At 35.7% G+C, this 25,520-nt stretch carries 27 protein-coding genes; 23 read left to right on the forward strand and 4 right to left on the reverse strand.

Annotated elements, in window-relative coordinates; translation table 11 throughout:
• Positions 1-53: 53 nt before the first annotated feature.
• On the reverse strand, positions 54-671 hold the full coding sequence (locus tag HMPREF2603_RS00435) for a YIP1 family protein (protein ID WP_070501861.1): 618 nt from the start codon (positions 669-671) through the stop codon (positions 54-56).
• Between the two features lie 259 nt (positions 672-930).
• Between HMPREF2603_RS00435 and HMPREF2603_RS00440 the strand changes: the two genes are divergently transcribed.
• The 12 genes from HMPREF2603_RS00440 to HMPREF2603_RS00495 all read left to right on the forward strand — a co-directional run bounded on the left by HMPREF2603_RS00440 (position 931) and on the right by HMPREF2603_RS00495 (position 11,268).
• The gene (locus HMPREF2603_RS00440) at positions 931-2,046 is read left to right on the forward strand and encodes an efflux RND transporter periplasmic adaptor subunit (protein WP_060803576.1); all 1,116 of its coding nucleotides are present in this window, start codon (positions 931-933) and stop codon (positions 2,044-2,046) included.
• On the forward strand, positions 2,043-2,723 hold the full coding sequence (locus HMPREF2603_RS00445) for an ABC transporter ATP-binding protein (RefSeq protein ID WP_002479832.1): 681 nt from the start codon (positions 2,043-2,045) through the stop codon (positions 2,721-2,723). Before HMPREF2603_RS00440 ends, HMPREF2603_RS00445 begins: the two co-directional genes overlap by 4 nt.
• On the forward strand, positions 2,720-3,904 hold the full coding sequence (locus HMPREF2603_RS00450) for an ABC transporter permease (RefSeq protein ID WP_057510005.1): 1,185 nt from the start codon (positions 2,720-2,722) through the stop codon (positions 3,902-3,904). Before HMPREF2603_RS00445 ends, HMPREF2603_RS00450 begins: the two co-directional genes overlap by 4 nt.
• A gap of 132 nt (positions 3,905-4,036) precedes the next feature.
• Entirely contained in the window at positions 4,037-4,918 is an 882-nt protein-coding gene (gene cidR / locus HMPREF2603_RS00455; protein WP_002479830.1) for a cidABC operon transcriptional activator CidR, read from the forward strand.
• A gap of 119 nt (positions 4,919-5,037) precedes the next feature.
• Positions 5,038-5,616 (forward strand): YdhK family protein, encoded by a 579-nt coding sequence (locus HMPREF2603_RS00460; protein ID WP_060803683.1) that lies wholly within the window; start codon positions 5,038-5,040, stop codon positions 5,614-5,616.
• A gap of 440 nt (positions 5,617-6,056) precedes the next feature.
• Positions 6,057-6,443, forward strand: a complete 387-nt coding sequence (locus HMPREF2603_RS00465) for a CidA/LrgA family protein (protein WP_002479828.1) — start codon at positions 6,057-6,059, stop codon at positions 6,441-6,443.
• On the forward strand, positions 6,440-7,126 hold the full coding sequence (locus tag HMPREF2603_RS00470) for an LrgB family protein (protein WP_002479827.1): 687 nt from the start codon (positions 6,440-6,442) through the stop codon (positions 7,124-7,126). Before HMPREF2603_RS00465 ends, HMPREF2603_RS00470 begins: the two co-directional genes overlap by 4 nt.
• Before the next feature lie 107 nt (positions 7,127-7,233).
• Positions 7,234-8,976 (forward strand): pyruvate oxidase, encoded by a 1,743-nt coding sequence (locus HMPREF2603_RS00475; protein ID WP_002479826.1) that lies wholly within the window; start codon positions 7,234-7,236, stop codon positions 8,974-8,976.
• Between the two features lie 156 nt (positions 8,977-9,132).
• Positions 9,133-9,693 (forward strand): GNAT family N-acetyltransferase, encoded by a 561-nt coding sequence (locus tag HMPREF2603_RS00480; protein WP_002479825.1) that lies wholly within the window; start codon positions 9,133-9,135, stop codon positions 9,691-9,693.
• Between the two features lie 72 nt (positions 9,694-9,765).
• Positions 9,766-10,164, forward strand: a complete 399-nt coding sequence (locus tag HMPREF2603_RS00485) for an acyl-CoA thioesterase (RefSeq protein WP_037557637.1) — start codon at positions 9,766-9,768, stop codon at positions 10,162-10,164.
• Positions 10,165-10,235: 71 nt separating this feature from the next.
• A complete protein-coding gene (locus HMPREF2603_RS00490) occupies positions 10,236-10,940 on the forward strand; it encodes an AzlC family ABC transporter permease (RefSeq protein ID WP_060803577.1) in 705 nt (234 codons plus the stop codon).
• A 1-nt stretch (position 10,941) separates the two neighbouring features.
• Entirely contained in the window at positions 10,942-11,268 is a 327-nt protein-coding gene (locus HMPREF2603_RS00495; protein ID WP_057510001.1) for a branched-chain amino acid transporter permease, read from the forward strand.
• Between the two features lie 101 nt (positions 11,269-11,369).
• On the opposite strand, the gene HMPREF2603_RS00500 is transcribed toward HMPREF2603_RS00495, so the two are convergent.
• On the reverse strand, positions 11,370-12,416 hold the full coding sequence (locus HMPREF2603_RS00500; protein WP_082709448.1) for a HoxN/HupN/NixA family nickel/cobalt transporter: 1,047 nt from the start codon (positions 12,414-12,416) through the stop codon (positions 11,370-11,372).
• 169 nt (positions 12,417-12,585) lie between these two features.
• On the opposite strand from HMPREF2603_RS00500, the gene HMPREF2603_RS00505 reads away from it, so the two are divergent.
• Together HMPREF2603_RS00505 and HMPREF2603_RS00510 are read left to right on the forward strand one after the other, a co-directional pair.
• Positions 12,586-13,353, forward strand: a complete 768-nt coding sequence (locus HMPREF2603_RS00505; protein WP_002479820.1) for an alpha/beta hydrolase — start codon at positions 12,586-12,588, stop codon at positions 13,351-13,353.
• A gap of 51 nt (positions 13,354-13,404) precedes the next feature.
• Positions 13,405-14,439 (forward strand): LacI family DNA-binding transcriptional regulator, encoded by a 1,035-nt coding sequence (locus HMPREF2603_RS00510; RefSeq protein WP_060803579.1) that lies wholly within the window; start codon positions 13,405-13,407, stop codon positions 14,437-14,439.
• A gap of 106 nt (positions 14,440-14,545) precedes the next feature.
• On the opposite strand, the gene HMPREF2603_RS00515 is transcribed toward HMPREF2603_RS00510, so the two are convergent.
• Positions 14,546-15,124 carry a hypothetical protein gene (locus tag HMPREF2603_RS00515; RefSeq protein ID WP_060803580.1) on the reverse strand — a complete coding sequence of 193 codons (579 nt, stop codon included), beginning with the start codon at positions 15,122-15,124 and terminating at the stop codon, positions 14,546-14,548.
• Positions 15,125-15,870: 746 nt separating this feature from the next.
• Here HMPREF2603_RS00515 and HMPREF2603_RS00520 point away from each other — a divergent pair.
• The 9 genes from HMPREF2603_RS00520 (at position 15,871) to HMPREF2603_RS00555 (ending at position 25,006) form a co-directional block, all read left to right on the forward strand.
• The gene (locus tag HMPREF2603_RS00520; RefSeq protein ID WP_002479817.1) at positions 15,871-16,914 is read left to right on the forward strand and encodes a PTS sugar transporter subunit IIC; all 1,044 of its coding nucleotides are present in this window, start codon (positions 15,871-15,873) and stop codon (positions 16,912-16,914) included.
• A gap of 43 nt (positions 16,915-16,957) precedes the next feature.
• The gene (gene sdaAB / locus HMPREF2603_RS00525) at positions 16,958-17,635 is read left to right on the forward strand and encodes an L-serine ammonia-lyase, iron-sulfur-dependent subunit beta (protein WP_002479816.1); all 678 of its coding nucleotides are present in this window, start codon (positions 16,958-16,960) and stop codon (positions 17,633-17,635) included.
• A gap of 13 nt (positions 17,636-17,648) precedes the next feature.
• Positions 17,649-18,539 (forward strand): L-serine ammonia-lyase, iron-sulfur-dependent, subunit alpha, encoded by an 891-nt coding sequence (gene sdaAA / locus HMPREF2603_RS00530; RefSeq protein ID WP_002479815.1) that lies wholly within the window; start codon positions 17,649-17,651, stop codon positions 18,537-18,539.
• Positions 18,540-18,715: 176 nt separating this feature from the next.
• Positions 18,716-18,892 carry a hypothetical protein gene (locus HMPREF2603_RS13305; protein WP_002479814.1) on the forward strand — a complete coding sequence of 59 codons (177 nt, stop codon included), beginning with the start codon at positions 18,716-18,718 and terminating at the stop codon, positions 18,890-18,892.
• A 75-nt stretch (positions 18,893-18,967) separates the two neighbouring features.
• Positions 18,968-19,501: an NAD(P)H-dependent oxidoreductase gene (locus HMPREF2603_RS00535; protein WP_002479813.1), complete on the forward strand. Its 534-nt coding sequence runs from the start codon at positions 18,968-18,970 to the stop codon at positions 19,499-19,501.
• 80 nt (positions 19,502-19,581) lie between these two features.
• The gene (locus tag HMPREF2603_RS00540; RefSeq protein ID WP_060803581.1) at positions 19,582-20,253 is read left to right on the forward strand and encodes an NAD(P)H-dependent oxidoreductase; all 672 of its coding nucleotides are present in this window, start codon (positions 19,582-19,584) and stop codon (positions 20,251-20,253) included.
• 148 nt (positions 20,254-20,401) lie between these two features.
• Entirely contained in the window at positions 20,402-21,397 is a 996-nt protein-coding gene (locus HMPREF2603_RS00545; protein ID WP_060803582.1) for a D-2-hydroxyacid dehydrogenase, read from the forward strand.
• Between the two features lie 47 nt (positions 21,398-21,444).
• Positions 21,445-23,232 (forward strand): ABC transporter ATP-binding protein, encoded by a 1,788-nt coding sequence (locus HMPREF2603_RS00550; RefSeq protein WP_023015100.1) that lies wholly within the window; start codon positions 21,445-21,447, stop codon positions 23,230-23,232.
• Complete coding sequence (locus tag HMPREF2603_RS00555; protein ID WP_398575014.1) at positions 23,225-25,006, forward strand: ABC transporter ATP-binding protein; 1,782 nt, start codon at positions 23,225-23,227, stop codon at positions 25,004-25,006. Before HMPREF2603_RS00550 ends, HMPREF2603_RS00555 begins: the two co-directional genes overlap by 8 nt.
• A 73-nt stretch (positions 25,007-25,079) precedes the next feature.
• Here the strand turns inward: HMPREF2603_RS00555 and HMPREF2603_RS00560 are convergent, their stop codons facing one another.
• Positions 25,080-25,361, reverse strand: coding sequence for a GNAT family N-acetyltransferase (locus HMPREF2603_RS00560; RefSeq protein ID WP_002479808.1), 282 nt, complete (start codon positions 25,359-25,361; stop codon positions 25,080-25,082).
• Between the last annotated feature and the right edge of the window lie 159 nt (positions 25,362-25,520).

The raw sequence follows: 25,520 nt of genomic DNA on the forward strand, positions 1-25,520 counted from the left end.
ATAAATAAGAGGGAATGACACACATGTTCATTCCCTCTTGTTCATTAGCTATATTATTGAATGGATGCGCCAAGCAATCCGAATCCGATTGAAATAATGACTAATGCAACACCAAAAATAATAGAAACTTTTCCTGATAACTTACAAGTTTTATACAGTAAAACACTCAATAAATAACCAGAAAGTAAAGTCTGTAAGTTAAATACGCTAAGTACTTTATTACCTGGGTCAAATATATTCAAGCTTGTGATCGAAATTTTCACAATATCTAAACCAACAATCACTTGAATCACTAAGACAATCAGTGCTACTAATGAGCTGATTAACAGCGCAAATAATGTTCCCGCAAAAATGCTTTTCTTTTTCACATTAGATTTGAAAATACGCGCAATTGCCCAAACGATTAAAAATGCGATAAGTAAATAGAAAAGTTGTGAGAAGAGGCCTCCAATAACAGTGACTGGTCCCATAAACGATCTAGCTTGTTCAACTTGTGCTTGATTCATATTTGGGTTGGTTTGTTTCATGAGTTCTGTCCAATCACTAAAAGCGAAAGTCAACCATAGTGAACCAATAACTACGACAATCCAAATAATTAAATTAAGTATCCATTTTGGACATTCTCTGAATTTGCTAAAGGAATCCCCTAGCAGTAAGTTAGAATTTTCCATATGCTACTCCTTATGTAAGATTTATTAAGAGCGTATCATAGTCATTAATTTTAATAAATGGTTTTTCTAAAAATGATAAAAATTTTTATTGATGTTTTAATCATTTGATTTCATTGTTAATGAACGTTGCTTAAATTAGTAGACAACTTTAAAGGTTATAAATATCTAACTTTATTAATGTAAAGGTATTCATTTATTTTTAAGTTGTGATATTATGCAATTGTGAGTTTAAAATTAATCGTTAGGAGAGAGAATTAGTGTGAAAAAGAAAATGACATGGATAATTTTAATCATTGCGGCAATTCTACTATTATTTATTATCGCAATCATTGTTAAAAATGCTGGAGGCACATCAAATAAGGAAAATACATATAGTGTCTATAAAGCTAAAAAAGAAAGTCCGCTAACTATGCAAGGTAAAGCTTCTCCGGAAACAGTGAAGTCTTACCAAAATAATTCAACTATCGGTACATATATCAATACCACTGTTTCAAATGGTCAAGATGTTGAAAAAGGTCAACAAATTATCAGCTATGATACGAGCCAGAATCAACGTCAAAGCTTACTTGATAAAGTGAACCAATCAGAACGTGCAAGACAAAAAGCGCAAGAAAGTGTCAATCGTGCACCAAATGATGAGCAAGCCAACGAACAACTATCAGAAGCACAAGCAAACTTAAATAAAGCGAATCAATCATTAAATCAATTTGATCAACAAATTAACGATAGCTTATTTGCGGCTTTCCCAGGAAAGATAGAAATTATGCAAGAGGATTATCCTAATGAAGGTGAAACGATTCTTCAATTAATTTCAAAAGATCCGCAAATCAAAACAACAGTAACTGAATATGATTTGAATAAAATTAAAGAAGGACAAAAAATTGAATATAAGGTCAACAGCACAGGTGACAAAGGGACAGGTGAAGTTATAAAGATATCTGAACTTCCAACAAGTTATGAAGACAGTCTGAATGAAAATGCGATGAGTGGTGCTTCTGCTGCAGGTGCTTCTGAAGAAGAAGGAGCAGGACAAGCTTCGAATCCTGTTATGAATGATGTATCAGGTAAAGACAGTTCAAACGATGCTTCGAAATATAAAGTGCTTATTGGTCATTTATCTTCTCCAGTACGTGCAGGTTTATCACTAGATGCTTCTGTCGCTACTGACAAAATTAAAATTCCTCAAAATGTATTGGACAAAGATAATACAATTTATGTTCTAAATAAAGAAAATAAAATTGAAAAACGTAAAATCAAAGTAGAAAAGAAAGAGGGTTCTATTTACGTTAAGTCAGGATTGAAAGAAGGAGAACGTTTAGTTCAAAATCCTAAATCATCTCTAAAAGAGGGAGATAAGATTGAGGTGAAAGAATGATTAAGTTAGAAAACATCAATCGTTCTTTTAAAAATGGAGATAAAGTGAATCATATCTTAAAGGATATTTCCCTGGAAATAAAAAAGGGCGAGTTTATCGCAATTATGGGACCTTCTGGTTCAGGTAAAAGTACGTTGATTAATATCATAGGTTTCATTGATAGAGGCTATGAGGGCGAATACTTATTTAATAACAACAATTATAAAAAGAGTTCGGATAATCAATTAGCTGAAATTAGAAACCAAGTTGTAGGTTTTGTCTTTCAAAATTTTAAATTGATACAAAATAACACAGTGCTAGAAAATGTAAGTATTCCTTTAGTTTATGCAGGTATCGGAAGTCAAGAACGAAAGCAGCGTGTTTTAAATACACTGCATAATGTCGGGCTCTACGATAAAGAAAATTTTGTGCCAAATAAATTATCTGGCGGTCAACAACAACGGGTGGCAATTGCGCGTTCCATAGTGAATCAACCAAAGTTTATTATCGCAGATGAACCTACGGGTGCACTCGACTCAAAAACTTCAGAAGATATAATGGAATTATTTATACGTCTGAATCAAGAACAAGAGACAACGATGATTATGGTGACACATGATAGAGCAGTAGCTGAAAAAGCAGATCGCATCTTCCACATCTTGGATGGGCGCATTCAGGAAGAAGAGGTGATAAAATGAGTCGATTATCTAATATACTCATTGTTTCACTACGTTCAATCATGAAAAATAAGCGGCGTAATATCTTCACGATGATTGGGATTATTATTGGTATTGCGGCTGTGATTACTATCATGGCTTTAGGAAATGGATTCAAAAAGACCGCAAATGAACAGTTTTCAGATTCAGGTGCGTCTAAAGATGCTGCGCTTATTAGCTTTATGCAGTCTACGGATGCTGATATAAAAACAGAGCCTTTTGCACCTAGTGATATTCAATTAGCGGAAAGAGAAAAAGGAGTAGAAAAAGCACAGATTAAAAAAGATAAAGATCAAGCATTTACAGCTAAAGTGACGAATTCACGTAAAAATGGCAATGCAAATATTTACGTGAAGGACCAATTTAGCAATGTAGATGAAGGTCACGGTTTTAATCAAGGTGATAATGCGATTGAAAACAAAGTTGTAACCATTGATAAGAAATTAGCTGAGGATTTATTTGATAAACCTAAAAAAGCAGTTGGACAATCACTATTTATTAATGGACAAGGATTTAAGATTGTCGGTATAACCACGGGTGATGGCTTTGAAAATAATGTCGTACATATGCCAACACAAACGCTTGAACATTATTTACCCAATCTAACGCAAGATTTTGCACAGTTAGAAGTTAAGATCGAAGATGGTCATAACAAAAAAGAAGTAGGTGAACGTGTCGCAAAGGTGTTATCGAAAAAAGGAAGCGGCCAAGCAGCAGGTAGTTATCAATATTCAGATATGGAAGAAATGATGAAAGGCATCAGTAAAATATTTGATGGAATTACGTACTTTGTAGCAGCAGTCGCAGGTATATCTCTATTCATTGCAGGTATTGGTGTGATGAATGTGATGTACATTTCCGTTGCGGAGCGTTCAGAAGAAATCGCAATACGTCGCGCGTTCGGTGCTAAAGCAAGAGATATTGAGATACAATTCTTAGTTGAAAGTGTCGTACTTTGTTTAATAGGTGGCATTATCGGATTATTATTAGGGATCGGAATTGCTTCGCTTGTCGATGTAGTCACACCTGATTATATCAAGAGTGCTGTAAGCTTAGGATCTGTTTTACTCGCAGTGGGTGTATCAACTTTAATTGGTATTATATTCGGTTGGATACCAGCACGTGCAGCAGCTAAAAAAGAATTGATTGATATTATTAAATAAAAAGAAAGCAGACCGAGAGTTGAAAAGTTCTCTGGTCTGTTTTTCTGGATATATAGCACTTCAGCAGTTGATATTATAAAATAGTGGTATATGTGAAAAGAAAGAAATTGTAAAAAGAGAAGGGGCACAAACATGGATATTAAACAAATGGGATATTTTATTGCAGTTGTACAACATGGCGGTATGACAAATGCCTCTAAAGAACTTTATATTGCACAGCCCACAATCAGCAAAGCAATCAAAGATTTAGAAAACGAACTGGGCAGTGCGTTATTTGATCGTAGTAAACGTCATTTAACTTTGACAGACAGCGGAGAGATTTTCTATAAGAAATCATTGGAAATTATGAATTTGTTTGAGAACCTGCCTAAAGAAGTGAATCAGTTAAAGGGACTTGAAGCGGGTCATATCAGTATTGGATTATCAGCTGTTATGAACATGAATAAATTCATTGATACACTAGGTAATTTCCATCAAATGTATCCAAATATTACGTACAATTTGGTAGAGAATGGCGGGAAGGCATTAGAATCTCAAATCATCAATAATGAAATTGACATTGGCATTACAACTTTGCCTGTAGACAGTGCTATCTTTGAATCTATTCCACTTTATACAGAGGATATTTTGTTGGTTGTTAGTGAAACACATCCATTCGCTGGACGTGAAATGGTAGAAATGCATGAGTTAGCAAATGAAGATTTTATATTGTTTAATGAAGATTTCTATTTAAACGATAAAATTATTGAAACAGCTAAACGTTCTGGTTTTGTGCCTAAGACTATTTCCAAAATTTCGCAATGGAACTTTATCGAAAACTTATTAACAGCTGGATTAGGAGTCAGTATCCTACCAGAAAACATTGTGAAAATGCTGCGTGGGCCTATTCATAGTGCGAAAATTAATGATGCTTCTATGAGATGGCAACTAGGTGTGATTTGGAAAAAAGAAAAGTATATCAACTATGCGACAAGAGAATATATTGATTACATGAAATCATCATTAACTATATAAAAAATTAGACAAAGGATGTCACTTTTTGCGACAGCATAAGGGCGTCCTATTTTTATTAGATTGTAATATACCTAAAGGGGGTATATGATAAATGTGGGAGTAAAGAAAGGGTGAAAGGTATGTTAAAAAGAATCGGAATGGTTATGTTAACGTCGTCTCTGATACTTACCGCTTGTTCAAATGATCAAGAGGACACACAAACCTCAAGTCAAAATGCTCAAAATACAACACAAGATAAACAGACTTCAAAAGAGGGAGAACATCACATGGGGCATCATCATGGTCAAATGCCTGAACATATGCATCATGCACGTCACAGTCAGTTTGATGAGGGGGATGATGTTAGATTAAAAGAAGGCCACATGCCAGGCATGATGAATGCTGACGGTAAAGTTAAAGGCGCTTATAATACATGTGTGTACGAAGTCAGCTATCAACCAACTGATGGCGGTAAAAAAGTTTCTCATCACAAATGGGTCGTGAATGAGGAAATAGAAAATGCACCGAAAGAAGGTTTCAAAAAAGGGGACACTGTTACTTTGAAAGCGAATCATATGAAGGGTATGAAAGGTGCGAAAGCAACAATCGATAAAGTAGAAAAAACAACAGTTTATACAGTGGACTATAAAGATAAAGATAATGGCAAGATGGTTAAGAATCATATGTGGATGACTGAAGATGAATTGTCACCAAGATAAGTAAAGTTCACTAGAATGTCATAATGGGGTATAAAGCGAATGTTTAAGAGGTTGCACAGATCATACAATTATATTTAACGGTATTTTCAATGCTTTCATTTCTAAAGCAAGACAGTTGTTCGGTAAAATGAACAGCTGTTTTTGTGTGCTTTTAAATTTATTGTTAAGACTGTCAGAAAGGGGTATATACGTTATGGAACAAGATTGATGGTAACAAAAGTTCGTATTTGGAAGAAAAGTAATCGATGTTATCGCTTTCATAGAAAAAAGTAATAGGTAGTATCTAAAATCGATATTTTTATTATACACAGAATTGTCATAGAATAAGGAATGTAAGTCAAAAGAATGTGTATAAATAGTGATGGACACTAGATTCAGACACCAGAATCGATTTGGAAATGACCATTTATACGCTTATTTTTAAGGAAAGGTGTTAGCTTATGACATCGAAGGTTTTAAAGATTATCTTCCAAATTATCTTGATTATGGGCATCACGTATTTAGGCAACACCCTTCAGCACCTTTTGCATATTCCATTAGCTGGAAGTATCGTCGGCCTAGGACTCTTTTTCCTACTATTACAATTTAAAATTATACCTGTCAAATGGGTCGAAGCGGGTTCCAACTTCTTGCTAACAACGATGGTGTTTTTCTTTATCCCTTCCGTCGTTGGTGTAATGGATATCATAGGTGACATACACCTCAACTTTATTTTGTTCTTCGGCGTCATCATTCTCGGAACAATAGCTGTCGCTTACGTCTCTGGGTTAATTGCTGAGAAGATGGCGAGAAGACAACATGGTGGTAAGGGGAGTCACACATCATGATTATTTTAAAAGACATCATAATGATAGTACTGACAGTGGTTATGTATCTTGCAGCGAAGAAGCTGCACAAGAGATTTCCTAGTCCATTCTTAAATCCAGCCCTAGTTGCTTCAATTGGAATTATAATCGTGTTATTGTTGTTCCGTCAGAATTATAATTCTTACATGGCAGGCGGCCATTTAATTAATTACTTGCTGAGCTGTACGGTTGTTTGCTTAGCTTATCCGCTTTATATCAATCGCCATAAAATATTTGAAAACTTCAATATTATTTTTACAAGCGTATTGACTGGCGTATTACTCAATTTTGTGTTAGTTTATTCGTCGTTGAAGATTTTAGGCTTCAATAAAGAAGAAATTGTCACATTATTACCGCGTTCCATCACAGCAGCGGTTGGTATCCAAGTATCTCACCAAATGGGCGGTGCAGATACAATTACAGTACTATTTATTATTACCACTGGCTTAATCGGCAGTATGCTCGGCTCATTGCTGTTGCGTATGGGGAACTTTAGAACTTCCATTGCAAAAGGGCTTGCATTTGGAAATGCATCACATGCGTTCGGAACAGCAAAAGCCTTAGAATTAGATTTAGAATCAGGTGCATTCAGTTCAATTGGTATGATTCTGACTGCAGTCATCAGTTCAGTGTTGTTACCAATCCTGATTATTCTTTTTTATTAGCATTAGAATATATAGACACACTTTGCATAACGCAGCATCAAACACTAACTAAAGGGTAGTTTGAATACAGTTACTTTTTTAATGAATAGAAAGGGGCTATTTTTAAAATGGCAAAAATTAAAGCAAATCAAGCACTTGTAGAAGCTTTACTACAATGGGATATTGATCACTTATATGGTATCCCGGGCGACTCTATCGACGCAGTAGTTGATAGTTTACGTACAGTAAGTGAACAAATTAAATTCTATCATGTTCGTCATGAAGAAGTAGGAAGCTTAGCAGCTTCAGCTTACACAAAACTTACTGGTAAAATTGGCGTATCATTAGCAATCGGTGGTCCAGGTGCGATTCACTTATTAAATGGTATGTATGACGCTAAAATGGATGGCGTTCCTCAATTAGTGCTAGTAGGTCAATCTAATAGTACTGTACTTGGTACTAAAGCTTTCCAAGAAACAAACTTATTATCATTATGTGAAGATGTTTCAGTATACAACCGTCAAATCTCAGAAAAAGATGACGATATCTTTGGTATCGTAAACGAAGCTATTAAAACAGCTTACGAGAAAAAAGGTGTGGCAACTTTAATCTTGCCTAACAACTTATTAACTAACAAAGTTAAAGATACAACTAATAAAGTTGTAAACAAAAAACGCCCAACAATCCCAGCACCAAACACAGCTAAAATTAAAAAAGCTGCAAAATTAATTAATAAAGCTAAAAAACCTGTAATGTTAATGGGTACTGGTGCAAAACATGCTGGACCTGAAGTAGAAGCTTTAATCAATAAAGCACAAATCCCTACAATCATCACTTTACCAGCTAAAACAATCATTCCAGATGACCACCCATATAACTTAGGTAACATCGGTAAAATCGGTACAAAACCTGCATATCAAGCAATGCAAAATGCTGACTTATTAATCATGGTAGGTACAAACTATCCATATGTTGACTACCTTCCTAAGAAAAATATCAAAGCCGTTCAAATCGACATTGATCCAAGTGCAATCGGTCACCGTTTCAAAGTAAATGCTGGAATTATCGGTGACGCTAAAATCGCGTTAACTGAATTAACAAACCTTGTTAAACCAGTTAAAAACCGTAAATTCTTAAAAGAAGCATTAGATAACATGGCTACTTGGAAAGAATGGATGGAAAAAGACCTTAACAATGATTCTTATCCAATCCGTCCAGAACACTTGATGCAAGCTATCAACAGAGAAGCAGACAATGACGCTGTATTCTCAATTGATGTTGGTACTTCAACAGTATGGTCAACACGTTACCTAAACCTTAAACCAAGCAACGAATTCATTATCTCAAGCTGGTTAGGCACAATGGGTTGCGCGTTACCAGGTGCAATTGCATCTAACGTAGCATTCCCTAACCGTCAAGTTATCGGTATCGCTGGTGACGGTGGTTTCCAAATGGTAATGCAAGACTTCGCAACAGCTGTTCAATATAACATGCCAATGGTTATCTTCGTATTGAACAACAAACAATTAGCGTTCATCAAATACGAACAACAAGCAGCTGGTGAATTAGAATATGCAATCGACTTCTCAGATATGGATGTTGCTAAATTCGCTGAAGCATGTGGCGGTGCTGGTTACACATTAGAAGATCCAGCAGACATCGATACTGTTGTTGAAGCTGCATTAAATGAAAACAGACCAACAATCGTAAACGTACATGTTGATGCGAATGCTGCACCACTTCCAGGTAAAATCGTACCGGATGAAGCAATCAACTATGCTAAATGGGCATACAGATCTATTACTGAAGATAAAAAATTAGACTTTGATGAAATCCCACCACTTTCAGTAGCAGCTAAACGTTTCTTATAATATTTAAGAAATGAACTGAATACTCAATTTCGACGAGTAGTGCATTTTGCATTACTCGTCTTTTTTTACATCGAATTGATATTGAAATATTCTGTCAACTCCACTATACTCTAGTTATTCATGAAAAAATACATAGAGCGAAAGCAGGCGATACATGTGGACTTTTTTTATTTTCCAGTAGATGAAGACATAAAGTTAGCACAACCTGAAACATTCATGGCTGAACCTTTATTTCAAGTGATTGAACAAGATAGAGCATTTCTTTCAACGTATTTACCGTTCATTGATCATACATTAACGGTGGAAGATGAACTCAACTTCATTAAGTTAATGTTGAAGAAACAGGCTGCAGGTGAACATCGTCTTTTTGTGATTTACTATCGAGACCAAGTGGTTGGTACTATTGATATACAGCAAATTGATTTAGAAAATAAAAAAGCTTTTGTAGGATATTGGTTGCAGAGTAAGTATAATGGCTTAGGAATCATTGCCCGTTGCCTACATAAAATCTGTGATTTCGCATTCAATACTTTGGATTTAAATAAGTTATCGTTGCACATCAACACTAAAAACAAAGCCAGTCAAAAAGTCGCAGAACGTGCAAACTTCCGTTTTGTTGGAACGGATAAAGATGAGTCATTTGAACGTGGACAATTTGAAGACTTTCATAGATACGCTTTGCTGAAACATGAATTCAATACAGAAACTTCATTGTAAATTAAGATAACACTTATCAACTTTATAAAAAGGTTGTTATACTGATGATATAAAGAAAGATAGGAGTTGTCGGTGTTGAGCGAACGTAAATTAGTAGCAGAAACAGAAATTGAAGTAAACGGCTATGATATTGATGCGATGGGTATCGTCAGCAATATTGTCTATGTCCGTTGGTTTGAAGATTTAAGAACAATATTTGTAAATAAGCATCTAACCCCTTCTGAAATGTTGAAACAAAATATTTCACCTATACTTATGCATACCGAAATTGATTATAAGATACCACTTACTATTCACGACAAACCCGTTGGCAAATGCTGGTTAACGAAAATCAGTCGTTTAAAATGGGTGTTTGAATTTGAAATCAGTACAGGTAATCAAATACATTGCCAAGGTATGCAGTATGGCGGGTTCTACAATATTGTTGAACAAAAAGTAGTACCAGTACCTGATGCATTCAGAGTTTTATAAGCTACATTAAATCTTCGGAAAATGAATGTTTTTCGAAGATTTTCATATACATAGAAAGAGGATTGATAGTCATGACTGAACATCCGCATTTAAAAGCTATAAAAGCAGCATTTCCTCAAACAATTCCAATTTTCGCAGGGTTTTCATTTATTGGTATTGCTTACGGTATTTATATGCATTCATTAGGATTCCCACCAATTTATGCGATGCTGATGAGTTTGTTGATTTTTGCAGGATCCATGGAATTTGTGGCCGGAAGTTTATTATTAGTTCCATTTAATCCATTAAGTGTCTTCGTATTGACACTTATGCTGAATTCCAGACACTTATTTTATGGTATTTCCATGTTGGACCGATTTAAAGGGACAGGAAAATATAAGCCATACTTAATTTTTGGGATGTGTGATGAAACATTCGTAATTAATAATATGGCGAATGTACCTAAAAATGTCGATAAGACCTTATTTATGTTCTATGTCACATTATTAAATCAATTTTATTGGTTTTTCGGTACGACAATCGGAAGTCTGTTCGGTGTCTTTATTAAGTTTGATACAAAAGGCTTAGATTTTGTGATGGTCGCTCTTTTCGTTGTAATCTTTTTAGAGTCTTGGTTGAAAGAAAAGAATCATGTAAGTTCATTAATTGGGTTGGCTATCCCTATAGTTTGTTTGGTCATCTTCGGACCTAATCAATTCATCTTACCTTCAATGATTTTAATTGTGCTCACATTGACTATCCTCAGAGGATATTTCGCAAGAAAGGGTGTGGCTTAATATGACCTTAACCCAACAAATTTTAACGATTGCGGTTGTTGTGATTGGAACGATGTTGACACGCTTCTTGCCGTTTTTAATCTTTTCTAAAGATAAAGAAACACCAAAGTTTGTACAATATTTAGGCGCTGTACTTCCTGCAGCAGTATTTGGTTTCTTAGTCGTTTATGCGTTACGTAAAACGCCTATCTTAACTGGCAATCATGGGCTGCCAGAGTTGATTGCGATTGTAGTGATTATTATCTTGCATGTGATTAAACGTAATATGTTGATTTCAATTGCGGGTGGTACAATCGCTTATATGATATTAGTTCAATTTGTATTTTAAAAAGCAATCCTTACATTTACTTAATTTTTAAAGTGAAACGTAAGGATTGCTTTATTTTAGATGAAGGTAAGGAATTGTTATGATAAGAAAAGTTTTGAATACTATCGCAACTGTTGTTCTTCAAAGTGATTAAGTTTCCAAATAATCACAGATACTAACCAAAACAATAAGAATACGCCAACGAGCAGATAACCTAAATGATTAAATTCAATTGATGCAACTTCATCCCAAAAAGGACTGTGCAATTTAAAATGTTCGCCAATCATTTGTAGAATTTCTACAGTACCGATTATCAACGCAGCTATGACGGAGATGGCGGTAATGGTAATATTGTAATAAATTTTACGAACTGGTTTTAGAAATGCCCAGTGATAAGCAGACTTCATGAGCGCGCCATCTAGTGTATCTAATAAACTCATGCCTGCCGCAAATAATAATGGAAGTGCGATAATGCCAGCAAAAGGCAATGACTGTTCAGCAGCCCCAGATGATAATGCAAGCAAAGCAATCTCACTTGCAGTATCAAAGCCTAATCCAAATAGGAAACCTAATGGTAAAACGTGCCAACTTCTGTTGATGAATTTAAAATAAGGACCAACAAATCGTTGAATAAGCCCTCTAGAAGCTAACAATTGATCCAGTTCATCGTCAGAAACTTGTTCAAAGCGTAAACGCATAAATAAACGAATCAATGACACTAAGATAATTAAGTTCAAAATACCAATTAGTAGTAGAAACAGACCAGAAACCATCGTTCCGATGATTCCACCAATAGCTTGAAAGAGGGGCATCTGTCGCTGTGCCCATGATACTGAAACACCTAATAAAAGTGCCATGATAAAAACTACGCTGGAATGGCCGATAGAAAAATAGAAGCCAACACCTGACGGATTTTGTTTTTCTTGCATCAGTTTGCGAACTGTATTATCAATAGCTGCAATGTGGTCAGCATCAAATGCATGACGTAAACCTAGTGTATATGCTAAGATACCCATTCCGAATAAAATAGGGTGTGTATGTGCACCCATCCATAAACAAGTAACACCTATCAAGTGCAATAATATAATAATGATTAAATAAGGAAGCATATCTTTAATATGAGTAGTCCTGATGTTCAATAGCGTCATCTGCTTTCTGTATTTTATAATTTAGTCAATATAATAAATTAACTATGAAAGAACTCTATTATTTTAATACGAATAAACAAGTAAGTAAATAACTAAAAGAGAATGGAGCTATTGTATTGAAAAAGTGATTTTCAAGTCTGCATAGGGTAAGTGAAAATAAGGATATATAGTGAAAGAGAGGTTTTTATCTGTGTCAGATATTGATTATATTTCATCTTTTGATGGTGTGAATCTCTACAGTAAAATTACGTTAGGTGAACAGCCAATGGCTAATTTGATTATTGTACAAGGATTGTCAGAAGAATTAGATGACTATGATGGTGTGGCTTCAACATTTAATGAATATGATTATAATGTCATTCGTTATGATCAACGAGGTCATGGTAAAACTCCTGGTGACAAAAATCTTTATGAACATGTAGATATCGTCGTAGAAGATTTAAAGGCTGTTGTAGATTATGTTAAAGCACAATTGACAGGAAAAATATTTATTTTAGGCCATGGTGTAGGCGGTACAATAGCGACATTGTTTGGTATACGTTATCCGAATGCAGTGCACGGTTATATTTCTGCAGGTGGTTTGTCTCCAACGGGGCAACCTGTCTTTCGTGATGATGTCGTAGATCATTCAGCAGAAATAGAAAATCAGGATGAAGAAGCGGATATTGAGAAACATAAAAGAATCAAAGCATTTAGAGAAGCGGTCCGAGATATGGATATCGAATTTTCGAAGTTTGAAGACAAAGTGTTGATTATGCATGGTGGCAGTGACCGCATTGTAAGTTCTGATGATGCAATCCAATTCTTCAAAGAAGCTAAAACCACACATAAATCATTAAGAATTTATGACGGGTTAGATCATGAGTTATTAAATGTAAGTTCATATCGCGGTATGTTATTATCAGATATTGTAAATTGGTTAGATTTTGAATTATCTATGGAGAACATTGATAAGTAAGCACACCAAGAATAAACAACAATTCAACTGATTCAAGGAGTTTGAAAGAAAATGAAGAAAACACAACCGACCTTACATGATATTGCGAGAATTTCTGGCTTGTCGATTGCGACGGTCAATCAAATATTAGAAGATAAAAAGCATGTTTCTAATGATCAAGCACGTGCACGTGTAGTGGAATCATTAGAAATGTTAGGCTATGAACCGAGTCGATATATTCAATCTTTACGCGGAGAAAGTATTAAAACAATCGCATTTATTATACCGAGACACGATGCTTACTATGCCTCTGTCATTGATGCGATTGAGCATCAACAAGGTTCAGAGTCTATTCGAATTATTGCGATGGCATCTAATGAACAAGTACAACGTCAAGATGAACTGATTGATTGGTTTGTATCACAACAAGTAGATGGTATTATTGTTTCGCCAGTTTCAGCACAAATGCGTATTTCAAAACGTTGGAGAGACATTCCAATGGTAATTATTGATAATCAAATTGAGGATGAACAGATACCTTACATTGGGTTAAATCATGAAGATACAGCCTATCAAGCTGCTGAACATTTATTGAAACAAAACCATCAATCAATCGCTTTAATTTTAGGTAATCCTGCTTCCAGTGCAACAGCTGATACAAGAATGGGATATAAAGCAGCATTAGAAGATTTTGAACAACAAATGGATGAACGACTAATTTCATATCAATATACTGATTTAAGTTTACAAGCTACAGAAAAATACGGCTATGACACCGTCCAGCAACTCTTTGCGCAATCAAATCATCCAACTGCATTGATTGCTTCGAATCATGCGATGTTGTCTGGTATTTTACAAGCACTTAAAACAAAGGAATTAAAAGTGCCTGAAGATGTTGCAATTGTTACATTAGAAGAGAATAGTTGGAATAAAGTACATTATCCATCATTAACCGCTGTAGGTATTCATGCTGAAACTATCGGCGCATCAATTTTTGCACGCTTAAAACAATTTTTTGAAGGAGAAAGTGAACAAATTCAATCAGATTGGTTAATGGCACAGTTAAATGTCAGAGACTCTAGTGTGCACTCATCTAAAAATGAATAAAAAATAAACAGGCTTAGAAACAATGTCTTAAAGAAAGGGAGAAAAGACAGGTTTCTAAGTCTGTTTTTTTAAGGATTTTAGAAATGATATACTAGGGATTTTTCAATCAAACGTCATCTCGGTTTGGGACAACTGAACGTGCATTTTGTCTGCATACGTGAATAAGGGCAATAGTAGAGACAACAATACTCATAATAATGGCTATGACAGCACCCGATTCTGGATGGTCAACGTGTCCTGTTTCTGGCAAGTCAGCGTATGATGCGGTTTCACCCTGATAGTGTGAGCCTGCACCTTCACTTTTTGAAGTTGTTGCTGATGCTTGATGCGCATAGGTTTGTCCTGCTGTTGCTTTTGAGGTTGTGGACTCAGTATCTGCTTCTTTACGATTTCTTTCTGCATCTGCGATATTTGTCTTTGAAACATTTTCTGCAAGGGAAGGATCGGGTTCAACATCAGCAGCTTGAGCCACATCAGTTGGATGCGATGTAGGGATAAATGTTTCAGTTGTTTGAGCAGTATCAGTATTTTCGACCAAAGCGGATAATTCAGCGGACTGTTCATTTGCGTAATCATGACTTTCAGCAGCATTCATCACTCCAGGCATATTAAAGAATAGTAAACCGCTTAAAGCTAGCGTAGAAACATGAAGCAAGCTTTTCTTTTTACTTAACTTCATAGGCATGAAAACAACACTCCTATTTCAAAATGAAAGTGTCATGTCATCCATGGTGTTATGAGTATGAGGTATAAACTGTCGGATGAAACAGACAAAACGACAACGAAGAAAATTGATATACACATGCGGATATGTGAGAGATAGATTTCTGGTGTACGGCTTTATGGGATAGTATTGCTTTCCGCAGTGATTCGGCGTTATCATCAATTTCTTCACTTCAAGCATGGCATAGGAATATTAAGCTAACTTAAAATTGAGTTTAAAAAAGGATAAACTTCGTAAATTTTCAGTATATTAGAACTTTTTAGGTATTAAATTGCTCAAAATCCTACGGTATCAAGCATTTTAGCTTTTACCCGATAAAATCACCCGAATTTGTTGGTTTAAAGTTATTTACTAAAGTGTTATAGTTGCTAATGGAAAATAATTTGTATAGACAAATAACAGTAAAAGTCTAAAGGGAGTCTTTTAATGTTGTTTTAGGGTTAACAAGATTATTTTTATTAATGGTAAGTGTTTAAATTAATTGCTATCGTTTAAACTAATTGTGACAACTTTATAAACGTTATGATTATAATTACTCTTTATATTTAAAAATAAAGAGTAATAATAGTCATGATAAAGAGTTTGTGAAATTATTCGCAATTTGTTCACAAAATGTTTGCAAAAGGTATTGAAAACGCTTTATCAAAGGTAGTATGATGTCGGTGGTAGGAAAATTAAATATATAGTAGGAAAAGAGGTCATTTGGCATGGATATTATTTTGGGAACTGGGACGTTGTTGCTAGTCCTTCTAGCAATGTCGTTATTCTTAAAATTTGCTCCTTATGGTAAACAGGGGCTACAAGCACTTTCAGGTGCAGCATGTGCAACATTTTTACCGCAAGCATTCTTAAGTTATGCGATCGGTGGCGTGTTCCACTTGGAATTCTTCCAAAGAATTGGAGACTTAGCAGGAAGCTTAAGTGGTATTGCAGTAGGTATTTTAACTGGTTTGAAATTGGGAATCTCTCCAGTCTTCGCAGTTATCATTGGTTTAGTTTTACATGATCAAAAATTATTACCGGCATTTATCGCTGCTTACTTAGTGAGCTTCTTGATTAAATTGATCGAGAAAAAAGTACCAGAAGGCTTAGACTTAATTGTCGTAATCTTAGTCGCTCCGGCATTAGCATTCGGAATCGGCGGATTAATTTCACCAGGAGTAATGGCTGTGTTAAGACAAATCGGTGGTGCGATTACAGCAGTTGGTGACAATAATCCTTACGCTTTAGCAATTATTTTAGGCTTAATCATTCCGGTGGTAGGTATGACGCCATTAAGTTCTATGGTATTAACAAGTTTACTTGGTTTAACAGGTGTTCCGATGGCTATCGGTGCATTAACAACTACAGGTTCATCATTCGTTAACTTTATGATGTTCAGAGCACTTAAAATCGGCGGCTTAGGTAAAGCCTTCGCAGTTGCAGTAGAACCTTTAACACAAATCGATACAATCGCAAAATATCCGATTCAACTTTACGGCGCAAACGCCATAGTCGGTATGTTTACAGCGACAATTGTTACGATTGCAGGTTTAGTTATTAATGTAACGGGAATGGCAACACCAATAGCTGGTGCAATTGTATTGTTTGGATTTAACAAACCAATTCCATCACTTATTACTATCGCAGCTGTTATCGTGACAGCAATTATCCTTGGTTGGATTTTAGGTAAGATTATGAGCAAAATCAACTTCAAGAAACTATCAGACAAATTACCTGAAGGCAAAGCAGAACCGTCAAAAGCAAATTAATTAAGCATTTCTTATAAAGAGATTAAGGAGATGACAATACGCTATGGCACGTAAACATGATTACCAAAGCGCATTTGATATAATAGGTCCAGTTATGATGGGACCATCAAGTTCACACACTGCAGGTGCAGTAAAAATCGGTAACGCAGCAAGAATGGTACTTCAAGGAGAACCTGAAGATATTGAAGTTCATTATTATGAATCATTTGCACAAACACACTTAGGACACGGTACAGACGTTGCAATCGTTGGTGGCTTACTAGGATTCAGCACTTTCGACGAACGTATCAGCAATGCAGTAAACATTGCTAAAAACGATGGTATCGATGTTCGTTTCATCGAAGAAACAGGAAGAAGTTTAGGAGAGCATCCTAACTGTGCATTAATTAAAGCAAAACAAGGTGATCGTCACATCGAATTGAACGGAATCTCAATCGGTGGCGGAACTATTAAAATTAAAAGCATTAACGTCAATGGTCAATGTATTCTAATGAACCACGGCTTACCATTATTAGAAATCGATGGACCAACTGACAATGCGACAATCAACCATTTAATCAATGATTTAATCGAACACGGTGCAGACATCAACGAAGAAATCAAAACGATTAATCCAGATGGCTGTTTAATGGCTTTACACTTAAACAAAGCCTTACCAGAAGAAGCACTTAGCGATTTAAGAGAGAAATATAGCGACTTAAACTTTGCATATATAAAATAAAGAGGTGTAATGTATGTTTGATTCAATTAAAGAGATCATAGATTATGCGAATAAACATGATATGAAATTCTCAGAAATTATGATTGAAGAAGAGAAAGAATTAAGTGGGAAATCACGTGATGAAATCCGTGAACAAATGAGACAAAACTTACAAGTAATGCGCGACGCAGTTGAAAAAGGGACAACTGGCGAAGGCGTTAAAAGTGTAACAGGGTATACTGGTCAAGACGCAATTAAAATTAAAAACTATAACGAAAACAACCATGCGCTTTCAGGTAATGAAATGATGAGTGCCGTTATGGGTGCAGTTGCGACAAACGAAGTGAACGCAGCAATGGGTATCATTTGTGCTACTCCAACAGCTGGTTCCTCCGGTACAATTCCAGGTACACTATTTAAATTAGAAAAAACACATGGCTTAACTGAAGATCAAATGGTGGACTTCTTATTCACAGCAGCTATCTTCGGCCGTGTTGTAGCAAACAACGCAAGTGTTGCTGGCGCAACAGGCGGTTGCCAAGCTGAAGTTGGTTCAGCATCAGCTATTGCTGCAGCAGCTGCAGTTGAAACATTCGGCGGTAAACCAGAAGCTTCAGGTCAAGCAATGGCTATCGCAATCAGTAACTTATTAGGTCTAGTTTGTGACCCAGTTGCTGGTTTAGTAGAAATTCCATGTGTAATGCGTAACGCAATCGGTTCAGGTAACGCATTAATCTCAGCTGACTTAGCATTAGCTGGCGTGGAAAGCCGTATCCCAGTAGATGAAGTAATTGAAGCTATGGATAAAGTTGGACGTAACTTACCAGCTGAATTACGTGAAACTGGTCTTGGTGGTTTAGCAGGTACACCGACAGGTGAAGCAATCAAACGTAAAATCTTCGGTGACTCACAAGTTAAATCATAATTGCCTGATGAATATGTAAATTTCATTAAAAGTTAAATTGATAAATTCTAGAAACACGCAACCTGAAAAAGGTTGCGTGTTTTTATTTATAAAAACATAAGTTGTCACAAAATTCAAAATACATATTGCAATTTGTATCTTTTATGGGTAAACTAGTCAAAAGGGGATGATGGGATATGATAACAAGATTACTATACATTTTTATTGCTTTCTTCATTAACTCAGCCATTACGTTTTACCTGACAGATATCGGTACAATGATGAATAGTCTGTTGAAATCAATGTCTATCAGTATGATCATTGTATTCTTATTCTATTACACAAAGTTAATGATGGAGACCAAAGGGGAATAACTAAATAGTACGACTTAAAATGAGATGACTTCGGGGTACATCTCATTTTTATTTTGAATGAAAGGAAGGATTATCATGTCCACATTAGTAATTATTGCACATCCTGATATTCAAGAAGGCGACGTTAATCAAGTATGGAAGAAAACATTAGAAGATCGTTCTGATTTAGTGACGGTACATGACTTGTATCAAACTTATCCAGATGGAAACATTGATGTTGAACATGAGCAAGCGTTATTACAGAAACATGATTATATTATCTTTCAATATCCCATGTTTTGGATGAGTTATCCGCCACTTTTACAGCAATGGTTCGATGAAGTCTATACACATGGTTTTGCGTTTGATGGCGGTGACGCTTTAAAAGGAAAACATTTCGCATTAGCCATTTCATGCGGCCAACCAAAAGCACATTATAAAGAAGATGGACCGATAGGGTATACGATTGACGAAATTTGTAATCCATTAAAAGGTGTTGTTAATTTAATCGGTGGCCATTTCTTTGGCATTCATGCGATTTACCAAACGGATGACATCGATAATTTTGCGACTCTCGCAGAAAATGCTGATGAATATGTGGCATTTGTTGAAAGACTTCAAAAACAGTAACCACAAGCATTTTCCTTTAGACTCCTTGGTAGGTTCACTATACTATAGGTGACTACATAAGATGAGGAGCGAAAATAGTAATGGAACAACAAGCAATACGCGATCAAATTTTACAAGCATTTAATTTTAGACATGCGACAAAACGTTTTAATCCAGACAAAAAAGTGAATGCGGAAGATTTCCATACCATTATTGAAGCTGGGCGTCTTTCACCAAGCTCAATCGGTGCGGAACCATGGTGTTTTTTAGTCGTTCAAAATGAAGACTTACGTCAAAAATTAAAAAAAGTATCTTGGGGTGCACAAGGCCAATTAGATACAGCCTCACACTTTGTGATTTTACTTGCGCGTAAAAACGTACGTCCGGGTACAGAATATTTAACACATATTATGAAAAAAATAAAAAATGTACCAGATGATGTATTAGAAGATATGAATAAACGTTATGAAATGTTCCAAAATGATAGCTTGGATTTATATGAAAGTGAACGTTCATTATGGGACTGGGCAAGTAAACAAACATACATTGCCTTAGGTAATATGATGTCAGTAGCCGCATTTTTAGGTGTAGACTCTTGTCCAATTGAAGGTTTCAGTATGAAAGAAGTCACACAATTGCTTTCTGATGAAGGAATTATGAATGAAGATGAGTTCTTACCATCCGTTATGGTAGCTTTCGGTTATCGTGCAGAAGATCCGAAACGTGCCAAAACTCGTCAAGCATATGAAGATGTCATTGAATGGCTTGAATAGTTATTTAGGAAAGACTTGAGCTTTAACAGCTTGAGTCTTTTTATTTTAATTGTCTGAATCTTGTGTTTCTTACCTTTGTTTCAATGCTATAATATTACCTATATTCTTGATTTATAAAGATGTAATACATATTAAAGGGGAGTTTTAGATGGTAAGAATAAAAATGTTTGATGTCGCACCTTATGAAATTGACGCAATTAAAAATTGGTCAGCAGATCACCAAGTAGAAGTGGATTATGAAAGCAATCCTTTAACTATGGACAATATTGAACAAGTAAAAGGATATGATGGCTTATCATTATCTCATAATGGACCATTCAATCCTGAGATTTATAGTAAAATAGAAAGCTATGGTATTAAACAAATTGCACAACGCAGTGCTGGATTCGATATGTATGACTTAGAAGAAGCCAAAGCACATAATTTAATCATTACAACAGTACCCAGCTATTCACCAAGTTCTATTGCTGAATATGCAGTCACAGGCGCTTTGTATTTTGTGAGACAGTTGCCACTTATCAAACAACGTATGGAGAATCATAACTTTGTATGGGATGCACCATTGATTTCACGTCCTGTCAAAGATTTAACCGTAGCGATTATCGGTGTAGGACGCATCGGCAGTATTTCAGCGCAATTGTTCTCAAATTTCGGTTGTAAAGTCGTTGGTTACGATATCGAAGATAAGCCGAAATTAGAAAATATTGTTGAATTTAAAGATTCGTTAGAAGAGGCAATCGCACAAGCAGATATCGTTTCACTTCATGTCCCGGGAAATAAAGAGACGTACCATATGTTTAATCAAGCAACATTTAATCAGTTGAAAGATGGTGTGATCTTCGTTAACTGCGCACGTGGTATGGTTGTTGAGACACAAGCTTTGCTAGATGCATTGAATAGTGGTAAAGTAGCGGGTGCTGTTATCGATACGTATGAAAATGAGGCGCAATATTTCCGAAGAGATTTTTCAAATAAAGAGGTTCAAGATGAAACCTTATTAGAGTTGATTGAACGTAATGATGTGTTAGCTTCTCCTCACATCGCATTCTTTACACACGAAGCTGTAAAAAATCTTGCTGAAGGCGGATTGAACAGTACTATGGAAGTGTTAGAAACAGGAGATGCACAAACAAGAGTTAATTAAAATGCTGTTGATAAATAAAAAGATAAAAGAAAGGAGGAAGTGATGAGATGAAAGTGTTTATGCATTTAAGCTGGTTTTTTAAACAAGAGAAGTTGAAGTATATTGGCGGGCTATTAGTATTACTCTTTATCGCATTATTTCAGCTTATTCCGCCACAAATCATCGGTAAAACGATTGATGCAATTGCGGCTGATCGTTTAACGGGAAGGCAGCTATTTACTTATATGATGATACTTGCTTTTGCGGCAGTGATGATTTATATTCTACGCTACTCTTGGCGTGTTCTGATTTTTGGAACAAGTAATAAGCTAGGGAAGATTTTACGTAACCGTTTATATGAGAAATATACTTCTATGAGTCCATCTTTCTTCCAAAGACGTCGAACAGGTGACTTGATGGCCCATGCGACCAATGATATTAATGCTGTTCAAGGTGCCGCAGGTCCAGGGGTGTTAATGATTGGCGACTCTTTAATTACAGGAACATCAATTTTAATTACGATGGCACTGACAATCAACTGGAAATTGACGTTGATAATTATGCTGCCTTTACCTATTTTAGTCTTATTAACAAGTTATTATGGTCGTTTGATGAGCAAAGGCTTTAAAAAAGCACAAGCGGCATTCAGTCGTTTAAATGATAAGACACAAGAAAGTATTGCTGGTATTAAAGTTACTAAAACAATGGGTTATGAAAAAAGTGACCAAAAGGACTTTAAAACTATCAGTGATGATGTGGTTCGAAAAAATTTAAAAGTTGCGCAAATTGATGCCTTATTCAGTCCAACGATTATGTTAGTGATTGGTACAAGTTACTTCCTCGCATTAGTGTTTGGTACATTTATGATTTTCAATCATACAATTACGTTGGGTCAGTTAATTACCGCAACAACGTATCTCGGTATGTTAGTGTGGCCGTTACTTGCGTTAGGTTTCTTCTTTAATATTATTCAAAGAGGTCATGCATCCTATGAAAGAATTAGTGGTATTTTAGACACAGAAAATGAAATAGATTTAACTTATAAAGTAAATGGTTATCCATCAGGACCCATCACTTATCAAATTAAATCTTTTACTTTCCCGGGCAGTGAACATCCTTCGTTAAGAGATGTACACTTTACTATTGAAGAAGGTATGACTGTCGGTATAGTTGGGCGTACAAGTTCAGGAAAGAGTACGCTATTACGATTGTTAGTACGCGAATTTGATACGCAACGTCCTGAAGATATTACTTATGGCGGTATTCCAATCCGTGATTATGAAATACAACATTTACGTGCGATGTTTGGTTATGTACCGCAAGACAACTTCTTATTCTCTACAACTATCCGAGAAAATATTGCTTTTGCGGCACCGAATAGTACAAAACAACAAATTCAACAAGCAGCTGAGACCAGCTATGTTCATCATGATATTTTAAATTTTCCTCAAGGGTATGACACGATTGTTGGAGAACGTGGTGTTTCATTATCAGGAGGTCAAAAACAACGTGTTTCTATCGCACGTGCAGTCATTTCGGATCCGCCTGTCTTGATGTTTGATGACTCTTTGTCAGCAGTTGATGCAGATACAGAAGAACATATTCTTAACAATATGAGAGACCAAAGACAAGGCAAAACGAATATTATTACTGCACATCGTATGAGTGCAGTGAGTCATGCGGATTTAATTATCGTGATGGATGAAGGTACAGTGGCAGAACAAGGGACACATGAACAATTGATGCGCAATCAAGGTTGGTATGCGAAAACTTATCAGTCACAACAATTACGCGACCAATTAACTAAAAAGTTAGATGAAGCGGCACATGAAGAGGAGGGTGATTATCATGGCTAGAAGACAGAAAATGCATGGTGATAATCAACTCAGTGCGCGTGATCAGTGGCATACATTAATGCGCTTGATGCGTTATACCTTCCCGTTTAAATGGTTGATTTTAGCTGCCTTTGTGATGCTTGGGATTTCCACAGCAGCAGGTGTGGCGGTGCCTTATATTGTGAAAGTGTTTATTGATGATTACTTAACACCAAGACACTTTCCACAACATGAAATTATTTGGATGATTGTTATCTTTATCGGCATTGAATTGATTGGTGCGATAACAACATATATTAACATTTATATGTTCCAAAACTTCGCATTTAAAATTATCCAACAATTACGCATTGATGCGTTTGATAAAATGGGCGAACTCGGCATGAAGTATTTTGATGAGGTGCCAAGTGGAAGTATCGTGTCACGATTAACGAATGACACAGAAGCCATCGTCAACATGTTTGTCGGGGTGTTTTCTTCCTTTATGATGGCATTATTTACAGTCATTTCAAGTTTTATTATGATGTTTATTCTAGATGTCAGACTTGCGTTAATGGCTTTATGTTTTATGCCGATTATTATCATTATTTTAGCTTTATATCGTAAATATGCTTCAATATTCTTTGCGCAAGCACGTCAACGGTTATCTGATTTGAACGCGAAACTTGCCGAATCTATTGAAGGTATCCGTATGATTCAAGTCTTTAACCAAGAACGCAGACTACAAAAAGAATTTGATGAAATTAACGAAGAGCACTATCAATATAACTTGAAAACGATTCGCCTAGATGGTCTATTATTACGTCCAGCCATCGGTATGTTAAGTATCTTTGCGACAGTGATGATACTAAGTTATTTCGGATTATTAAGTTTTTCTTCTACTGTGACGGCAGGGGTTGTTTATGCGTTCGTACAATATATGCAGCGCTTCTTCGAACCTATTAACCAAGTCAGTCAAAATTTGAATATATTCCAACAAGCTATTGTTGCAGCTAACCGTGTCTTTACATTACTAGATAACGACACATTAGAACCTAAACAAAATGAAATCGCTGACCACCATATCACAGAAGGTAAAATTGAATTTAAAGATGTAACCTTCAGTTATGATGGAGAACACAATGTATTAAAACATATTACATTTACTGCTAATCCTGGTGAAACAATAGCGCTTGTAGGCCATACAGGTTCTGGTAAAAGTACGATTATTAATTTATTTATGCGCTTTTATGAATTTCATCAAGGTGAAATTTTAATAGATGGTCAATCTATCAAATCAATTCCAAAGCAAGAATTGAAACAAAAAGTAGGGCTAGTTCTGCAGGATCCGTTTATATTCTATGGAACAGTTTTATCTAATATACGTTTATATCACCCAACAATGACATTCGAACAAGCAAAAGCTGCTGCAGAATTTGTGCATGCAGATCGTTTTATTGAACAACTGCCAGATCAACATGAGCATAAAGTAATAGAGAAGGGTAGTGCATTCTCTAGTGGTGAACGTCAATTAATCGCATTTGCGAGAACGATGGCAATTGATCCTAAAATTCTTATTTTAGATGAAGCAACTGCTTTTATTGATTCTGAAACAGAAGAGCAAATACAAAACTCATTGAAAGATATGCGTAAGGGACGTACAACGCTCGCAATTGCACATCGATTGTCGACGATTCAAGATGCAAATCAAATTTTAGTGTTAAATCAAGGTGCGATAGTCGAACGGGGTACCCATGAAGAATTACTTGCGCAAAAAGGCATTTATTATAATATGTATTTGCTGCAAAATGGATAAAAGAATAAGCGTAACAAAAGAAGCACCTAAAGCCGTTTGAACTTTAGGTGCTTCTCTTTAGTTTATGTAAGTGTTATTCCTTACCAGCTAAGAATAGTTTAAACTCTGGGAATTGTTCAATCACACGTCTTGCGAATGAACAGCTCGCAGTGATTTTAAGTTGATTTGCATTCGCGTAATCTACTACTTTTTCAACGAGTTTCGTTCCGATACCTTGGCCGCCTAATTCATCACTGACAGCAGTATGGAAAATATCAATCACATTTTCTTGCTCATCTCTGAATTCAATGATGGCGCTCGGTGAACTTTCTTCCCCAATAAAGAACTTATGGTCGCCTTGCTTTAAATCTGTCATAGTCATAATCCCCTTTATCTATTTAATGTTACTCCTATCTAAATGGTACAAAACAAAGCGGGTCAGAAACAAGGGTTATTACAAAAATTATATGTTTTCTTTAATGTAAGCGTTTTCTTTAATTTATAAATTTACAAAATAATTAACGTCAAATTAAAA

The sequence above is a fragment of the Staphylococcus sp. HMSC055C03 genome (assembly GCF_001809385.1).
GTDB lineage: Bacteria > Bacillota > Bacilli > Staphylococcales > Staphylococcaceae > Staphylococcus > Staphylococcus simulans.

Coding starts and splice junctions, on each gene's coding strand:
- HMPREF2603_RS00535 (WP_002479813.1), top strand. CDS start 18,968: ATGTCCACATTAGTAATTATTGCACATCCTGATATTCAAGAAGGCGAC.
- HMPREF2603_RS00460 (WP_060803683.1), top strand. CDS start 5,038: ATGTTAAAAAGAATCGGAATGGTTATGTTAACGTCGTCTCTGATACTT.
- HMPREF2603_RS00555 (WP_398575014.1), top strand. CDS start 23,225: ATGGCTAGAAGACAGAAAATGCATGGTGATAATCAACTCAGTGCGCGT.
- HMPREF2603_RS00515 (WP_060803580.1), bottom strand. CDS start 15,124: ATGCCTATGAAGTTAAGTAAAAAGAAAAGCTTGCTTCATGTTTCTACG.
- HMPREF2603_RS00540 (WP_060803581.1), top strand. CDS start 19,582: ATGGAACAACAAGCAATACGCGATCAAATTTTACAAGCATTTAATTTT.
- HMPREF2603_RS00545 (WP_060803582.1), top strand. CDS start 20,402: ATGGTAAGAATAAAAATGTTTGATGTCGCACCTTATGAAATTGACGCA.
- HMPREF2603_RS13305 (WP_002479814.1), top strand. CDS start 18,716: ATGATAACAAGATTACTATACATTTTTATTGCTTTCTTCATTAACTCA.
- HMPREF2603_RS00490 (WP_060803577.1), top strand. CDS start 10,236: ATGACTGAACATCCGCATTTAAAAGCTATAAAAGCAGCATTTCCTCAA.
- HMPREF2603_RS00470 (WP_002479827.1), top strand. CDS start 6,440: ATGATTATTTTAAAAGACATCATAATGATAGTACTGACAGTGGTTATG.
- HMPREF2603_RS00435 (WP_070501861.1), bottom strand. CDS start 671: ATGGAAAATTCTAACTTACTGCTAGGGGATTCCTTTAGCAAATTCAGA.
- HMPREF2603_RS00475 (WP_002479826.1), top strand. CDS start 7,234: ATGGCAAAAATTAAAGCAAATCAAGCACTTGTAGAAGCTTTACTACAA.
- HMPREF2603_RS00550 (WP_023015100.1), top strand. CDS start 21,445: ATGAAAGTGTTTATGCATTTAAGCTGGTTTTTTAAACAAGAGAAGTTG.
- sdaAB (WP_002479816.1), top strand. CDS start 16,958: ATGGCACGTAAACATGATTACCAAAGCGCATTTGATATAATAGGTCCA.
- HMPREF2603_RS00510 (WP_060803579.1), top strand. CDS start 13,405: ATGAAGAAAACACAACCGACCTTACATGATATTGCGAGAATTTCTGGC.
- HMPREF2603_RS00495 (WP_057510001.1), top strand. CDS start 10,942: ATGACCTTAACCCAACAAATTTTAACGATTGCGGTTGTTGTGATTGGA.
- HMPREF2603_RS00445 (WP_002479832.1), top strand. CDS start 2,043: ATGATTAAGTTAGAAAACATCAATCGTTCTTTTAAAAATGGAGATAAA.
- HMPREF2603_RS00560 (WP_002479808.1), bottom strand. CDS start 25,361: ATGACAGATTTAAAGCAAGGCGACCATAAGTTCTTTATTGGGGAAGAA.
- HMPREF2603_RS00450 (WP_057510005.1), top strand. CDS start 2,720: ATGAGTCGATTATCTAATATACTCATTGTTTCACTACGTTCAATCATG.
- sdaAA (WP_002479815.1), top strand. CDS start 17,649: ATGTTTGATTCAATTAAAGAGATCATAGATTATGCGAATAAACATGAT.
- HMPREF2603_RS00520 (WP_002479817.1), top strand. CDS start 15,871: ATGGATATTATTTTGGGAACTGGGACGTTGTTGCTAGTCCTTCTAGCA.
- HMPREF2603_RS00465 (WP_002479828.1), top strand. CDS start 6,057: ATGACATCGAAGGTTTTAAAGATTATCTTCCAAATTATCTTGATTATG.
- cidR (WP_002479830.1), top strand. CDS start 4,037: ATGGATATTAAACAAATGGGATATTTTATTGCAGTTGTACAACATGGC.